At 72.8% G+C, this 15,957-nt stretch carries 10 protein-coding genes, 1 tRNA gene and 2 pseudogenes; 9 read left to right on the top strand and 4 right to left on the bottom strand.

Annotated features, from left to right (window positions below):
• Window positions 1–226 precede the first annotated feature (226 nt).
• The 6 genes from tmk to EAO72_RS28185 all read left to right on the top strand — a co-directional run bounded on the left by tmk (window position 227) and on the right by EAO72_RS28185 (window position 9,025).
• A complete protein-coding gene (gene tmk, locus EAO72_RS28160) occupies window positions 227–3,517 on the top strand; it encodes a dTMP kinase (protein ID WP_187285249.1) in 3,291 nt (1,096 codons plus the stop codon).
• A 241-nt stretch (window positions 3,518–3,758) separates the two neighbouring features.
• Window positions 3,759–4,964: a DNA polymerase III subunit delta' gene (locus tag EAO72_RS28165; RefSeq protein WP_148019970.1), complete on the top strand. Its 1,206-nt coding sequence runs from the start codon at window positions 3,759–3,761 to the stop codon at window positions 4,962–4,964.
• Between the two features lie 112 nt (window positions 4,965–5,076).
• Complete coding sequence (locus tag EAO72_RS28170; protein WP_148019971.1) at window positions 5,077–6,627, top strand: alpha/beta hydrolase; 1,551 nt, start codon at window positions 5,077–5,079, stop codon at window positions 6,625–6,627.
• 98 nt (window positions 6,628–6,725) lie between these two features.
• Window positions 6,726–6,799, top strand: a tRNA-Thr gene (locus tag EAO72_RS28175).
• A gap of 150 nt (window positions 6,800–6,949) precedes the next feature.
• On the top strand, window positions 6,950–7,699 hold the full coding sequence (locus EAO72_RS28180; protein ID WP_148019972.1) for a hypothetical protein: 750 nt from the start codon (window positions 6,950–6,952) through the stop codon (window positions 7,697–7,699).
• Between the two features lie 234 nt (window positions 7,700–7,933).
• Window positions 7,934–9,025, top strand: a complete 1,092-nt coding sequence (locus tag EAO72_RS28185) for an acyltransferase family protein (RefSeq protein WP_187285250.1) — start codon at window positions 7,934–7,936, stop codon at window positions 9,023–9,025.
• A gap of 51 nt (window positions 9,026–9,076) precedes the next feature.
• Here EAO72_RS28185 and EAO72_RS28190 read toward each other — a convergent pair.
• The 3 genes and pseudogenes from EAO72_RS28190 to EAO72_RS28200 all read right to left on the bottom strand — a co-directional run.
• Window positions 9,077–9,418, bottom strand: a pseudogene (locus EAO72_RS28190) (SDR family oxidoreductase); the annotation flags it as partial.
• 64 nt (window positions 9,419–9,482) lie between these two features.
• Window positions 9,483–10,124, bottom strand: coding sequence for a response regulator (locus EAO72_RS28195; RefSeq protein WP_148019974.1), 642 nt, complete (start codon window positions 10,122–10,124; stop codon window positions 9,483–9,485).
• A 2-nt stretch (window positions 10,125–10,126) separates the two neighbouring features.
• Window positions 10,127–11,506 carry a sensor histidine kinase gene (locus tag EAO72_RS28200; protein ID WP_148019975.1) on the bottom strand — a complete coding sequence of 460 codons (1,380 nt, stop codon included), beginning with the start codon at window positions 11,504–11,506 and terminating at the stop codon, window positions 10,127–10,129.
• On the opposite strand from EAO72_RS28200, the gene EAO72_RS28205 reads away from it, so the two are divergent.
• On the top strand, window positions 11,454–12,305 hold the full coding sequence (locus tag EAO72_RS28205; protein WP_148019976.1) for a carbohydrate-binding protein: 852 nt from the start codon (window positions 11,454–11,456) through the stop codon (window positions 12,303–12,305). The genes EAO72_RS28200 and EAO72_RS28205 overlap by 53 nt on opposite strands.
• 139 nt (window positions 12,306–12,444) lie before the next feature.
• On the opposite strand, the gene EAO72_RS28210 is transcribed toward EAO72_RS28205, so the two are convergent.
• Window positions 12,445–14,154 carry a bifunctional 3'-5' exonuclease/DNA polymerase gene (locus tag EAO72_RS28210; protein WP_148019977.1) on the bottom strand — a complete coding sequence of 570 codons (1,710 nt, stop codon included), beginning with the start codon at window positions 14,152–14,154 and terminating at the stop codon, window positions 12,445–12,447.
• 146 nt (window positions 14,155–14,300) lie between these two features.
• Here EAO72_RS28210 and EAO72_RS28215 point away from each other — a divergent pair, with 146 nt between their 5' ends.
• Entirely contained in the window at window positions 14,301–15,212 is a 912-nt protein-coding gene (locus EAO72_RS28215; protein ID WP_148019978.1) for an NADP-dependent oxidoreductase, read from the top strand.
• A gap of 265 nt (window positions 15,213–15,477) precedes the next feature.
• A pseudogene (locus tag EAO72_RS28220) lies at window positions 15,478–15,957 on the top strand (DUF2786 domain-containing protein); the annotation flags it as partial.

Consider the following 15,957-nt stretch of genomic DNA (forward strand, 5'->3'; position numbering starts at 1 on the left):
CCGTAGCCGAGGGCTTCGCCCCCGGACCCCCGCTCCTCCAAACGCCGGAGGGGCTCGATCTTGCGGCGACGGGACTGGAAGTACGCCGGGAGGGGCCGAGGGACGGGCGCTGTGGCTCCGGAAGCCGGGGTCCGTATGGCCCTCGGGCGGGTCGGATCGTGAGGCCGACGGTCGTATGTTCGGACGCGGACCCCGGGCACCGTCCCGCTCCCGATAGGCTGGGCGGATGACGCGAGCCGAGCAGCCAACGGTCGTGAGCCCCACCTCCGACACACTTGCCGCAGACTCACGCGAGCGCGCCGTACGAGCCCTGTTGCGTGTTCCCCCGCTGAAGCGGTTGTGGAGCGCCCAGCTCATCGGCAGTACCGGCGATGCACTCGCCCTTCTCGTGCTGGTGTTGCTGTCGCTGCAAGCGGCGGTCCTTGAGGGCTCATTCGGATCCGGATACCGCGGGGCGGCCTTCGCCGTCGCCGCCGTCTTCGGGGCCCGGATTATTTCCACCCTGCTCTTCGGAGCCGTACTCCTGGGGCCGCTGACGACCCTGACGGCGCCTGGAGGGCCGCTCGACCGGCGATGGCTGATGATCGGCGCCGACGGGCTGCGGCTCGCGCTGCTGGTCGTCGCGCCCCTGTGGATCGACTGGACGCCCGACAAGGCGCTCATGATGATCCTCATCACCGTCTTCGTCACCGGTGCCGGTGAGCGCCTGTGGACGATCGCGAAGGACGGGGCGGCGCCCGCGCTGCTGCCCGCACCGCCGATCGAGGGCGCCGCGGTGCGCCCGTTGCCGGACCACCTGGACTCACTGCGCCGGCTGTCCCTGCGTACGGACTTCGCCGCCGTTCCCGCCGCCGCGGCCGTTCTGCTGGTCGCCACGCTGATCGGCAACCTGCTGGGCTCGGGCCTGGAGTGGTTCTCCTTCCACCAGGCGGCCCTCGGCTCTTACGTCGCGGCCGGGCTGTTCTCCGCCTCGATCTCCACCCTGTACTTCCTGGAACTGCCCGGCACGCCGACGCCCCGTCCGCGCTCGCCCCTGGAGGGCCTGCGCCGGCCGTCCGCCGGCAGCGGACCTGACAAGGGCCGCACCGGCGCCGTCCCGCTGATCGTCGCGACCTGCGCCGCGGTCGCCGGGGCGATCGCGGCCGCGGCCGCCGTCGCCGTGCTGGACGCCGCCGACCTCGGCGGCGGTCCCGCCACCTTCGCCCTGCTGATCCTCGGGCTGACCGGCGGTACGGGTGTCGGCATCCGCACCGCGCAGAAGGTGCTGCCCACGCTGTCGCGGCGTCGGCTGCTCTCCCTGGCCACCGCCGTCACCGGTGTCGCCCTCCTGGCGATGGGCCTGGTCCCGGACACGGCGACCGTCCTCCTGCTCGCCGTGCTCGCCGGATACGCGGCGGGTGTCGCCGCGAACACCGGCCATGTGCTCGTCGACCAGGAGACCGAGGAGTTCCGCCGGGCCCGGACCACCGAGCACCTCCAGGCCGTCGTCCGGGTCCTGATCGCGCTCGGCGCGGTCGGCGGCCCGCTGGTGGCCGCCGCGATCGGCACCCACCGGCTGACCGCGGGCGACTTCGTCTTCGCGCACGGCGGCGCCGCCTTCACGCTGATGCTGATCGGCGCCCTGCTGCTGCCGGTCGCCGCGATCGTCCTCGCGAAGACGGACGACCGTTCCGGAGTGCCGCTGCGCCGCGACCTGCGCGAGGCGCTGCGCGGCGGGGACCCGGCGGTGGCGCCTGCCGCGACGGGCTTCTTCCTCGCCCTGGAGGGCGGTGACGGAGCGGGCAAGTCCACCCAGGTCGAGGCGCTCGCCGAGTGGATCCGCGCCAAGGGCCACGAGGTCGTCGTCACCCGCGAGCCGGGGGCGACCCCGGTCGGCAAGCGGCTGCGCTCGATCCTGCTGGACGTGTCGTCCGCAGGGCTCTCCAACCGGGCCGAGGCCCTGCTGTACGCCGCCGACCGCGCCGAGCACGTCGACTCGGTCGTGCGTCCGGCGCTGGAGCGGGGCGCGATCGTCATCTCCGACCGCTACATCGACTCGTCCGTCGCCTACCAGGGTGCGGGCCGTGATCTCGCGCCGACCGAGATCGCCCGGATCTCGCGCTGGGCGACGAGCGGACTCGTACCGCATTTGACGGTGCTGCTGGACGTCGACCCGCAGACCGCGAGGGAACGGTTCACCGAAGCGCCCGACCGGCTGGAGTCCGAGCCGCCCGAGTTTCACGCCCGGGTGCGCTCCGGGTTCCTGACGCTGGCCGCCGCCGCCCCGACGCGTTACCTGGTGGTGGACGCCGGCCAGGAACCGGAGGCGATCACCACGGTCGTACGGCACCGGCTCGACCAGCTCCTTCCGCTCTCCGAGGCCGAGATCAAGGCCCGGGAAGAGGCGCGCAAGGCCGCCGAGGAAGAGGCCAGGCGCCTCGCCGAGGAGGAGGCCGCGCGCAAGGCGGAGGAGGAGCGTCTGGAGCGCGAGCGCCAGGAGCAGCTCGCCAAGCTCCGCGCCGAGGAGGAGGAGCGCAAGCGCCGCGAGGAGGAGGAAGCCCGCAGGCGCGAGGCCGAACGCCAGGCGGAGGAGGCCAGGCAGCGAGCCGAGGAGGCCCGCCGCATCGCCGAACAGGAGCGCGCCCGGGTCGAGGCCGAGGACGCGGCCCGCGAGGCCGAGCAGGCACGGCTGCGCCGCCAGGCCGAGGAGGAGGCCCGGCTGCGCCAGGAAGCCGAGGCCCGGCGTCTGGAGAAGCAGCGCAAGGCGGAGGAGGCACTGCTCCGGGCCGAGGCGGCTCGACGGCAGGCAGAGGCAGAGGCCGCTGCCGCCGCGGAGAGCGCCCGAGCCCGGGAAGCGGCGGCGCAGGCAGAAGCCGATGCGGAGGCGGCCGCTGCCGAGCGGGCTTCGCGTGCGGCCTCCCCGTCGGGGCCGACCGCTTCGTCCTCTCCGTCCTCCTCGTCGTCCGCTTCGTCCTCGCGGTCCGAGCCGGACAGCGAACTGACGGTGCCGACTCCGATCGTCAACCCGAACGAGATCACGCAGCCGGTGCCTTCCCCGGTGGATCCGCAGTCCGGCTCCGGCCGGACCCGCGGCGCGTCGCCGTCCGCGCCCTGGCCCTCCGACGAGGCCGAGACGGCGATGATCCCGAAGATCTCCGACGCGCCCGGGCACCCCGGTGCGGCGGACGAGACGGCGGTGCTGCCGCCGGTCCGGGACGAGGGACGGGACGCGGGACGGCGCGACGCCGACCCCGCGGACCGGGTACCGCGCGGCATCTTCCGGGACGAGCGCCCGGCGGCATCCGCGCCGGAGGGCGAGAACGAGCGCACCCGCGAGCTGCCGCAGATCACCGACCCGCAGGCGAACCCGCCCGCGGACCGGCAGGGGCCGTCCGGCCGGTCGGGGCGTCCGCGCCCGGACTGGGCGGAGGAGACGCCGCTGGACGATCTGCCCACGCTGGCGGACGAGCTGCTCGGCGACCACCACGACGACGAGGACCCCGGGCCCAGGGGCCGGGGGCGCCGTCCGCGCCGCTGACCGGGTACGACGCCGCATGGCCCCGCGCGAACAGGCGCGGGGCCATCGGTGTCCGGCCGGCCGGTCGGGCCGCCGCCGTTCTGCGGCCGTCTGCCGGGATTGTCAGAGGCGTCCCCCACAATGGAAAGCCGGACCGACGAGCGCCACGGTGACAGCCGTGACGAGAGCCACAGGGAGCCGTACCACCCGTTCCACGGAACGGCGGGGCGCGGCCCGCACACCACCGGAAGGGCGGTGACCCATGTCCGTATGGGACGACCTGGTCGGCCAGGACCGCGTGCAGGAACAGCTCGGTGCCGCCGCCCGCGACGCCGACGCGCTGGTCACCGCCCATTCCGCGGGGCAGCCGGTGCCGCCCGGTTCGAAGATGACCCACGCCTGGCTGTTCACCGGCCCCCCGGGCTCCGGCCGGTCCACCGCCGCCCGGGCCTTCGCCGCCGCCCTGCAGTGCACCAGTCCGGACCGTGCCCTGGGCGGCGCACCGGGCTGCGGCTTCTGCGACGGCTGTCACACGAGCCTCATCGGTACGCACGCCGATGTCGACGTGATCCGCACCGATCTGCTGTCCATCGGCGTGAAGGAGACCCGCGAGCTGGTCCGCCGGGCCCAGCTCTCGCCGGCCGTCGGGCGATGGCAGGTCATCGTCATGGAGGACGCCGACCGCCTCACCGAGGGCGCGGGCAATGTGCTGCTCAAGGCGGTCGAGGAGCCGGCGCCGCGCACGGTGTGGCTGCTCTGCGCGCCCTCGCTGGAGGATGTGCTGCCCACGATCCGTTCGCGTTGCCGCCACCTGACCCTTCGTACCCCGTCTGTCGACGCCGTCGCCGACGTCCTGATCCGCCGCGACGGCATCGATCCTGAGCGGGCCGCGTCCGCCGCCCGCGCCACCCAGGGCCACATCGGCCGGGCCCGCCGTCTCGCCACCGACGAGCGGGCGCGTGCCCGCAGGGCGGCCGTCCTGAAGCTTCCGTTGCGGGTCGACGACATCGGCGGCTGCCTCAAGGCCGCCCAGGAACTGATCGACACCGCCACCGACGACGCGAAGCAGGCGGCCGAGGACGTCGACGTCAAGGAGACGGAAGACATGAAGGCCGCACTCGGCGCCTCGGCCGGGGGCCGGATGCCGCGTGGCACCGCGGGCGTGATGAAGGAACTGGAGGACCGGCAGAAGCGCCGCAAGACCCGCACCCAGCGCGACAGCCTCGACCTGGCGCTCACCGAGCTGACCGGGTTCTACCGCGATGTGCTCGCCCTGCAACTGGGTTCCCGGATCGCCATCGCCAACGCGGACGCCCAGGACTCCCTCGACCGCATCGCCCGCTCGTCCACACCGGAGCGCACCCTGCGCCGGATCGAGGCGGTGACCGCCTGCCGCCGGGCCCTGGACCGCAATGTGGCCCCGCTGCTCGCGGTGGAGGCCATGACGATGGCGCTGCGGGCGGGCTGAGACCGCCGGTCACGGCCGCGCAAGCCGACGCTGGGACAGCCCGGCCGGTCGCCGAATCACCCGAAAGAGCAAGGAATCGGACGAGCCGACGCCCGGCGGCTACGCTCCCGACATGCATACCAGGCGCCCGCTCCGCACCCTCGCCCTGTCGCTCGGCACCGCCGGCCTCCTCATCTCCGGCTGTACCGACGGGGGTTCGACGACGGGAGCCTCGTCGCCCGCGCAGGCGGCCTCGGCCACACCCTCCGCCGTACCGGCGGCGCTGAAGCCGTTCTACGCCCAGCGACTGGACTGGCGGGACTGCGGGGTCACCGGATTCCAGTGCACCACGATGAAGGCGCCGCTCGACTACGCGAAGCCGGACGGCGGCGAGATCAAGCTGGCGGTCTCCCGCAAGAAGGCCACCGGCCCCGGCAAGAAGATCGGCTCGCTCCTCGTCAACCCGGGAGGTCCCGGCGGATCGGCCATCGGCTACCTCCAGGGATACGCGGCGATCGGCTACCCCGCCCAGGTCCGCGCCCGCTACGACATGGTCGCCATCGATCCGCGCGGGGTGGCGCGCAGCGAGCCCGTCGAGTGCCTCACCGGTTCACAGATGGACGCGTACACCCAGGTCGACCAGACCCCTGACGACGCGGTCGAGGTCACGAAGCTGAGCAGTTCGTTCAAGAAGTTCGCCACCGGCTGCGAGCAGCGCTCGGGCGAGATCCTGCCGCACGTCTCCACCGTGGAGACGGCCCGCGACATGGACATCCTGCGGGAGCTCCTCGGGGACGAGCAGCTGCACTACGTCGGTGCCTCGTACGGAACGTTCCTGGGTGCGACGTATGCCGAGCTCTTCCCCGCCCGGGCGGGCCGCCTCGTGCTCGACGGCGCGATGGACCCCTCGCTCCCGTCGGTGGAGATGAACCGGGACCAGACCGCGGGGTTCGAGACCGCGTTCCAGTCCTTCGCGGCGGACTGCGTGAAGAAGGCCGACTGCCCGCTCGGCACGACGTCCGCCGCTGACGCGGCGACGAACCTGAAGAAGCTGTTCAACGCCCTGGACGCGAAGCCGATCGCCACGGGTGAGTCCCGCAAGCTCGGCGAGTCCCTCGCCACCACGGGCGTCATCGCCGCCATGTACGACGAGACGGCCTGGCCCCAGCTCCGCGAGGCGCTCACCGGTGCCCAGGCGGGCGACGGCTCGGGGCTGCTTTCGCTGGCGGACAGCTACTACGAGCGTGAGCCGAACGGCACGTACGCGAACCTCATGTACGCCAACGCGGCCGTGAACTGCCTCGACCTCCCGCCCGCCTTCGCGACCTCCCAGGCGGTCACCCAGGCCCTGCCCACCTTCGAGAAGGCCTCGCCGGTCTTCGGGAAGGGCTTCGCCTGGGCCTCCCTGAACTGCGCCTACTGGCCGGTCCCCGCCACCGGCACCCCGCACCCCATCAAGGCCGAGGGTGCCGCCCCGATCGTGGTCGTCGGCACCACCCGGGACCCGGCGACCCCGTACAAGTGGGCGAAGTCCCTGGCCGGCCAGCTGTCGTCGGGCACGCTTCTCACCTACGAGGGCGACGGGCACACGGCGTACGGCCGCGGCAGCGACTGCATCGACACGGCGATCAACACGTACCTCCTGGAGGGCACCGCACCGGACGACGGCAAGAAGTGCTCCTGACCTGCGGCTGAGGCGTGGCAACGGGGCGGTACGGAGCACCCCTCGAAACTGTGTAGACTTGGCGACGCTGCTGATCGCATCATGGTGCGACAGGGCGCGCCGCCTTAGCTCAGTTGGCCAGAGCAACGCACTCGTAATGCGTAGGTCTCGGGTTCGAATCCCGAAGGCGGCTCCGCTTAAGCCTCAGGACTCACTCGCCGTGACCTGGGGCTTTTGCTTTGGGCGGGCGCGGCGTCGCCTTCGTCCTGTCCGCGGCCTGCCGTCCCGCCGGGCCCCGGACCCGGCGGCGACCGGGGCCGCATCGTTTGCTTGGATCAGCCGCATGACGGACTGGTCCCGGCTCAACCACGCCTACGGCACCGCCCAGGACATTCCCGGCCTCCTCGACGCCATGAGCCCGGATCCGCAGGACGCGGGGTGGGGCGCGCTGTGGTCCCGGCTGTGCCATCAGGGCACGGTCTATTCGGCCGGCTACGCGGCACTTCCTGCCCTCGCTGCGATGGCTCGCCAGTGGTCCGCCGCGGAGCGAAGCGCGCCGCTCTGTCTGGCCGGTGCCATCGTCGCGAGCGTCGACCGGCCGGACAACGGAGAAGATCCGTATCTGTCCCGTTCGGCTGCGACAGCCGAGTTGCGCGGGCTGACCGAGGAAGCTCTGCGGGACCCCGGGCTGACCGGAGACCCCCTCAACTACGTTCAGTTGCTGGGTACTCTCCTCAGCTTCGAGGGTGTCGAGGTCTGGGGTGAGCAGATCGACGGACTCAACGGCGGGGAGTACGAACTGCCCTGCCCCGCCTGTGAGGCGGAGAACTTCGTCGTCTTCGGTGAGCACGGCTGCTTCTCGACCATGGATGCCATGTACATGGAGCGCGCGCCCGCCACACGGTTCCCTCTCCGGCCCATGGATCCCTCGCTCATGGACGGCCTGGCCGGAAGGTTGTACGCGCGCATGATCAAAGACGGCCACCCTGACCTGGCGCACAAGCTGACCTACGTCTTCGGCCGGGCTCAGTGCGCGGACTGCGGCGTGTCCTTCAGCGTCGAGGAGGCAGTGTTCGCCCGATGGGGTGCCTGACGCCTGACGCCTGACGCCTGACGCCTGACGTACTGGCAGGGCCGCCCGTGGGCGCGCCGCGCCTCCCCGGTGGCCGGGCGGTGGCCGGCGGGGGAATACGGTGGGTCGGCGCGGAGTCTCTTCGGTGCCGTCTGTCCGGGGCCGATGGGTATGATCACCGCCCGGGTCGGGCGGCCGGCACTCCGCGCTGCTGCTATGGACCCGACCAGCAGGGTGTTGTGGAGGAGACGGCGGATGACAAGCCCCATGGGCGGGGAGATACCGGGGCCGGGACGCGAGAGAGCGGTGCTGACGGCGCCGCCCGCACCGGAACGGTCGACGGCGCCCGCGACGCCCGGTCGGGACGGCAGGGATCCGTTTTTCGACAATGCCAAGTTCCTGCTGCTCGTCCTTGTGGTCTGTGCGCATTTCTGGGCCGACTGGATCAACCACAGTGATGCCGTCAGGTCTGCGGCGGCCTGGGTCTACTCCTTCCACATGCCGGCCTTCATCGTGCTGTCCGGCTACCTCTCCCGCAGTTACACCGGGCGCCCGGACCAGGTGAAGCGGCTGATCACCGGGGTTCTGGTCCCGTACCTCATCTTCGAGACCCTCTACGCGCTCGTCCGGCAGTACGTCCTCGACGAGGGCGAGATCGACATCACGATCCTCCAGCCCTGGTTCGTCTGCTGGTTCCTCGTCGCTCTGTTCATCTGGCGGATCACCGCGCCCGTCTGGCGTGCCGTGCGGTGGCCGGTGGCCGTCGCTGTCGTCATCTCGATGCTTTCGGGCCTCACCAGCAACGGAAACATCCTGCAGTTCGCCCGGGTGCTCCAGTTCCTTCCCTTCTTCGTGCTGGGCCTGCAACTGCGCCGGGAGCACTTCGCATGGCTGCGCGCCCGGCACATCAGGGTGGCGTCGGCCGTGGTGTTGTGCCTCGCGCTGCCCCTCTTCTATCTGGTCGCTCCGCGGCTGGAGGAATGGGAGTGGTTCAGCTGGCGGCACGACTACACCGAGCTGCACGTATCGCTGTCGTTCTGGTTCTTCATGCGGGTCGCGCTGTTCGTGGCCGCGGCTGTCATGACGGCGGCGTTCTTCTCCCTCGTCCCGAACCGCACGACCTGGTACACGGTCATGGGCACGCGCACCATGTACGCCCTGCTGCTGCACCCGCTGCTCTACCGTGCGGCGGTGGACGCCGGGGTCTACGAGCGCATCGATTCACCGTGGGGCAAGATCGCGCTGACGGCGGTGGCCGCCGTTGTGGCCGTCCTGCTGATGACCGCTGTGGTGCAGCGGATCTTCCGGCCGCTCGTCGAGCCGCGGCTGCAACGGCTCATGTCCTGACTTCCGGGGGCCGGTCGCCCGGTCGCCCGGTCGCCGCGCGGCCGGTGAGGACTACGCCGATCCGCCGTTGCTCTTCAGCAGCTGGCCGTTGACCCACTGACCCTGCGGCGAGCAGAGGAAGTCCACCAGGTGCGCGGTGTCCTGCGGGGTGCCCAGGCGGCCCAGTGGGGTGTCGCGTACGAGGCGTCGGGAGAGTTCGTCGTTCATCCAGCCGGTGTCCACGGGGCCGGGGTTGATGACGTTGGCGGTCACTCCCAGGTGGGCGAGCTCGTGGGAGGCGGCCAGGGTGATGCGGGCGTTCACGGCGAAGTGCCGGTCGAAGCTCTCGACGGTGGTGTCGAGGAGGCCGGAGTCGGCCGACTCGGCATGGCTCAGCACGAGAGCGGTGACGGGTGCTGGGTGCTCGGTGACGAGCGCTGGGTGCCGGCTTACGGATTACGGGTTACGGCGACGTCGGTCAGGTCCGTAGGTACGCCAGCACCGCCAGCACCCGGCGGTTCGTGGTGTCGTCCAGCGAGAGGTCGAGCTTGCCGAGGATGCTGCCGAAGTGCTTGCTGACCGTGCCCTCGCTCACCGTCATCGCCGCGGCGATCGACGCGTTGGACCTGCCCTCCGCCATCAGGGCCAGCACCTCCTGCTCGCGCGCGGTCAGCCGGGACAGGGGGTCCCGGCGGCGCCGGATCAGCTGGCGGACCACCTCCGGGTCCACGACCGTGTTCCCGGCGGCGACCCGGTGCAGCGCGTCGATGAACTCCTCGACGTTGCCGATGCGTTCCTTGAGCAGATAGCCGACGCCCGCCCCGTCCGCGGAGTCGAGGAGGTCCTCGGCGTAGGTCCGCTGGACGTACTGGCTGAGTACGAGGACGGGCAGTTCCGGCTGCCGGGCGCGCAGTTCGATCGCGGCGCGAAGGCCCTCGTCGGAGAAGCCGGGCGGCATGCGCACATCGGTCACCACGATGTCCGGGCCGTGCTCGGCCACGGCCGCGATGAGCTCGTCCGCCGTGGAGGCGCCCGCCACCACGTGATGGCCGAACCGCTCCAGCAGCCCGATGAGGCCTTCCCGCAGGAGGACGCTGTCCTCGGCCAGTACGATGCGCACGCTCACGTCCTCGTATCCGCAGGTGACATGGGGACCTGCAGCCGAAACACCGTGGGCCCGCCGGGCGGACTGGACACTAGCAGGTGGCCGTCCAGCACCGAGATACGGTCGGCCACGCCCTGGAGCCCCGTGCCGCCGCGGGTGTCGGCGCCACCCGTCCCGTCGTCCCACACCTCCACCACGAGCCGGCCCCGCTCCGTCCGGCCGCTCACCCGGGCGCGCCCGGCCCCGCTGTGCTTGGCCACGTTGGCCAACGCCTCGCACACCGCGAAGTAGACCGCCGTCTCCACCGCTTGGGGCACCCGGTCCGGCAGGTCGAAGTCCGTGTCCACCGGGACCACCGACCGATCCGCGATGTCCTCGACCGCCGCCCGGAGGCCGCGGTCGGTGAGGACCTGGGGGTGGATGCCCTGGATGAGCTCCCTGATCTCCACCAGCGCGACGCCGGCCTCCTCGTGGGCCTTGGCGAGCAGCCCGGCCAGCGGTTCGGCCGGGTTCTCCAGCCGGGCCAGACCGAGCGTCATGGACAGGGCGACCAGCCGTTGCTGCGCGCCGTCGTGCAGATCGCGTTCGATCCGCCGGCGTTCCGCCTCGAAGGCGTCCACGAGCCGCATCCGGGAGCGGCCCAACTCGCGGATACGGGAGTCCAGTCCGGGCTCCGGTGCGGAGAGCAAGTGCCGGGTCAGCGCCGCCCGGCCGGCCGCCAGGACCCCGAGCGGATACGCGAACAGGGGGAGCAGCACCAGTCCGGCGAGCAGCGCCGCGACGGCGGGCGGGTAGCTGTCGATCAGCCAGATCTTGAGCACGCGCGCCTCCTCGCCGCCGCTCGCCGCCAGCATCACGGGAGCGGCGATCAGTCCGCAGCAGACGACGAGGGCCGTGCCCACGGCCAGCGCCTCCAGCGGCCACAGCACCAGGGCGAACAGCAGCGCGTAGCCGAGCTCCCGCCAGGTGGCCCGCTCCTGGAGACGGGTGCGCAGCCAGGCGGAGAGGCCGGTGCCGTCGGGTTCGCGGTGGGCCGGGGCGAGGGGCCGCGGGTCGGTCAGCCGCAGCCTGAGCCGTTCCAGGGCGGCCAGCGGGATGCCGGCGAGCACGAGGGTGAGGAGGAGCGGGATACCGATCAGGACCACGGTGAGGGCGCTGCCCGCGACGGCCAGGAGGAGGAGCGCGGTGAGGGTCGCGAGGCCCAGGGGCACGCTCGTCAGCAGGTAGAGCGTGGCGCGCCACGGCCAGGCGGTGCGCAGGTAGCGGCGTTGCCGCAGCGCCTGCCGGAGGCCCGGGGAAGGCGAGGGGGCGGGGGAAAGGACCCCCGACCTGACCCCTGATCCGATGCCCGATCCGGTACCCGGCGCGTCCGGCGGCTCCGCCGGTGACCGGCCCATCAGCCGCAAGACCCTCCTCAAGGCGGCCCTGGTCGCCACCGCCGTCCCGCTGCTCGCCGGGGGCGGGGTCGCGCTGGCGCGCGACGCCGGCGCCGCCGGGGTGCGGCTCGCCCCGACGCCGGACTGCGACGACGGCGACGAGCCCACGCACGACCAGATGGAGGGCCCGTACTTCAAGCCCAACTCCCCGCTGCGCACCAGCCTGGTGACCGCGGGCACTCCCGGCGTTCGGCTGACGGTCAGCGGATACGTCTTCGGCCGTGAGTGCCGGCCCATCCCCGGCGTGCTGCTGGACTTCTGGCAGGCCGACACCAACGGTGCGTACGACATGAGCGGATACGCCTTCCGCGGCCACCAGTTCACCGACCGGTCCGGCGCGTTCACGCTCACGACGATCGTGGCGGGGCTGTACCCCGGCCGCACCCGGCACATCCATGTGAAGGCCCAGGCGCCCGGCTCGGGCATCCTCACCACCCAGCTGTACTTCCCGGGCGAACCGCGCAACAACACCGACGCCCTGTACGACCCGGCGCTCCTGATGAACGTCCGGTCCGTGGGCTCCGGCAAGCAGGGGACCTTCGACTTCGTCCTCGACGTCGCCCAGGACCCCACGGATCCGACCGATCCGCCGACCGACCCGACGGATCCGCCGACGGGCGGCACCTGGAAGGCCGGAACGCTCTACAACGCGGGCGACCGCGTCACATACGGCGGGGTCACCTACCGCTGTCTGCAGGCTCACACCGCCCTGACCGGTTGGGAGCCGTCGAACGTCCCCGCGTTGTGGGAGCGCGGGTAGACGGGCAGACCGGCGGGGTACCACCGCCGCGCGCGCACGCCCCGGGCCTCTGCCCGGGGTGTGCGCCGCGCCAGGCCCGGGCCGGAGTCTTCCGGCCCGGGCCGCTTCCGTGCCACGTGTGGCCCCGTTGCGGGCCGGTTCACTTCGCGTCCGCATACCGTTCCACCACCGCCGTGGTGAACGGGAAGCGGACCGGCGTGTCACCGAAGGCGGTCCGTCCGGCCAGTTCGCCGGCCGCCCGGATCGCCTCCACCACGGTCCCGGCCTCCTCCTGAGGGCAGTGCACGATCACCTCGTCGTGCTGGAAGAAGACCAGTTCCGCCCGGAGTCCGGCCGCCGCGATCGACTGGCGCAGCGCGGCCAGCAGCAGCAGCGCCCAGTCGGCCGCACTGCCCTGCACCACGAAGTTGCGGGTGAAGCGGCCCCGCGCACGGGCGTTGGAGGAGGCGTAACCCGGAGTGAATCCGCCGTCTGTCGCCGCCGAGCCGTCCGGCGGCGGGTCGTCGCTCTCCTGCGGTATGCCGGCCTCCCCGTCGTCCCCGCTGCCCGCGGCGGGCGGGCTGGTCCGGCCCAGCCAGGTCCGTACGAGGCGGCCCTCCTCGCCCGCCTTCGCCGCGTCGTCCACATAGGCGACCGCGCGCGGGAACCTCCGGCGCAGGGCCGCCAGGTTCTTCAGGCCGTCCCCCGACGTCTGACCGTAGACCGCGCCGAGCAGCGCGATCTTGGCGTGGTCGCGGTCGCCGTGGAAGGCGCGGTCGGACAGCGCGGTGTACAGGTCGCCGTCGTGACCGGCCACCTCCATCAGGCCCGGGTCGCGGGAGATGGCGGCCAGCACCCTCGGCTCCATCTGGTCGGCGTCCGCGACGACCAGGCACCAGCCCTCGTCGGCCACCACCGCCCGCCGGATCACCTTCGGGATCTGCAGCGCCCCGCCGCCGTTGGTCGTCCAGCGGCCGCTCACCGTGCCGCCGGGCTGGTACTCGGGGCGGAAGCGGCCGTCGCGGACCCAGTCCTGGAGCCAGCTCCAGCCGTGGGCCGTCCAGATCCGGTACAGCTTCTTGTACTGGACGAGCGGACGCACCGCCGGATGGTCCAGCTCCTCCAGCTCCCAGCGGCGGGTCGACCGCACCTTGATGCCTGCCTGCGCGAAGGCCTTCACCACGTCGGCGGGAAGGTCCGGGCGGACCCTGCGGCCGAACGCGGCGGACACCTCGTCCGCGAGCTCGGCCAGCTTCCGGGGCTCGCCGCCGCCCGCGTACCGCTCGCCCAGGAGCTCGTGCAGCACCTCGCGGTGGACGTCGGCCCGCCAGGGCAGGCCCGAGCGGTTCATCTCGGCGGCGACCAGCATGCCGGCGGACTCGGCGGCCGTCAGCAGACTCATCCGGCCCGGCCGGTCCGTGGCGTCGTGCCGGGCGAGCTGGTCCGCGTACACCTGGAGCAGGGCGTCGAAGGGCAGTTCGGTCCCCGACTGCGGCTCGAACAGGGAGGACTGGGAGCCCGGTACGGCGGAGCGCGGCGGCGGATCGGGCGGCACCGGGCCGCGCAGCAGACGGGCGTGGGCGGCGGCGGCGGAGCGGGGTTCGCCGAGCCGGCCCTCGTGGCCCAGGAGGAGGGACTCGGCGACCTCGATGTCGTAACAGCGCGCGACCGGGACTCCGGCGGCCAGCAGCCGTGGGTAGACCTCGGCCGACGAACGCCACACCCAGCGGGTGACTCCGGGCCGCGAGCGGACGGCCTCGGCGAGGTCCGGTTCGGTGACGGCCGGGGCGGTGGGACGGCCGGTGCGGTCCAGCGGGGCGAGGCGCGCGCCACCGCTCTCCGTCACGGCCACAGCCCAGCGTTCGGTCATGAATTCGAGTCTGGCACCCGGCACTGACAGCGAGGCGGAGCGCGCGCGGGCGGGGACGCTGGAAGGATGGGCCGGGCCCGGGCAGGCGGGACTCTTCAGGGCACGTCCCGGTCCGGATCCGTTGCGACGAGGAGGCAGGCGACACGATGGAAGCGATCGTTTTCGAGGAGTTCGGCGGACCCGAGGTACTGCACCCCGCCCGGGTCGAGGACCCGCATCCCGGTCCCGGGCAGGTGCGGGTGAAGGTCCGGGCCGCCGCGGTCAACCCGATGGACTACAAGATCCGGCGCGGCTGGATGGAGGACGTGTTCCCGACCTCGCTCCCGGCGATTCCCGGCGTCGAGTTCGCCGGGGTGGTCGACGTGACCGGTGAAGGGGTCACCGGCATCGCGGTGGGCGACGAGGTACTGGGCTGGAGCGCCACCGGTTCCTACGCCGAGTACGCCCTGGCCGACGCCGCTCTCGTCGCCCCCAAGCCCCCGGAGCTGAGCTGGCCGGACGCGGCCGCCCTCACCATCGCGACGAACACGGCCCAGCGCGTCCTGGACGAACTCGGCGTGGAGGCGGGGGAGACGCTGCTGCTGCACGGGGCCGCCGGAGCGGTCGGATCGGCCGCGGTCCAGCTGGCGGCGGCCCGCGGTGCGACGGTGATCGGCACGGCGTCCCCAGGCAACCACGATTACCTGCGGGTGCTCGGTGCGACCCCGGTGGAGTACGGGGACGGGCTGGTCGACCGGGTCCGCGCAGCCGCTCCCCAGGGTGTGGACGCGGTCTTCGACGCGGCGGGGCGCGGCGCGCTGCCGGACTCCATCGAGCTCCGCGGCGGCACGACGGACCGGATCGTCACCATCGCGGACCCGGACGCGGGCAAGTACGGCGTCGCGTTCTCCGGCGGTGGCTCGCGGTCCGGGAAGCAGCTGGCCGAGCACGCCCGCCGCGCGGCCGACGGCGAGCTGAGGGTGCCGGTCGCCGAGACGTTCCCGCTCGACGAGGCGGTCAGGGCGCAGGAGCTGAGCGAGGCGGGGCACGTACGCGGGAAGATCGTCCTGCTGCCGTGAGGGGGCGGGCGCGTTGCCCCTCAGCGCAGTGGGGGTAGACGGGCGGTCGCTCGGTGCCCCCTCACGCAGCGGGGTGGGCGGGCGCGGTGTCCCGGCTTCCCTCGCCGCAGCGCGGGTGGCGGCCGCCGCCCCTCACCGCGGCGGGGGCGAGCGGGCGCGGTGATCCGGCCGCCCCCGCCGCGGCAGCGCAGGCAACGCGCTCGGCCAAAGTTGTCCACAGGGTGTGGATGAATTCCGGTGAGCCCGCCCCGCCTACCCTGACTTCATGGAACCGGTGATCGACCAGGCCTTCGCGGCAGCCCTGTACTCGGACGACGACTCCGGGCTCGACACCGGCGCATCCCTCCTCGCCGCCGACCCGGCCTCCGACGCGGAGCTGTTGCGCCGGGGCGAGGAGTTCATCCGGCGTGCCTGGGATCGCGGCTGGCTGCCCGCCGACCTTGTGCGCCTGGTCCGCCGGGAACTGGACGAGCACGCGGCCGGCCTGGCCGCCGGGCTGATCGGCTCGGAGGTCCGGCGCTACGAAGTGCTCCCGCCCCGCTGGCAGGCCCAGTTGGACGAGCTGCCCGCCCCGCCGCCGGCGGGGCGGCCGGACCGTTTCTCGTACGCCTCCGCGCTTCTGGCGCTCCACCGGCTGCTGCTCCGGCTGCCCGCGATCGAACCCGTCGGGCCGCCGCCCGGCGCGTTGCGCGACGCCCTGCACCTGCCGCCCGCGCACGACGAACCGCGCATGCTGACCCGGATC

The organism is Streptomyces sp. OR43 (genome assembly GCF_008042275.1).
In the GTDB taxonomy this organism is placed as follows: domain Bacteria; phylum Actinomycetota; class Actinomycetes; order Streptomycetales; family Streptomycetaceae; genus Streptomyces.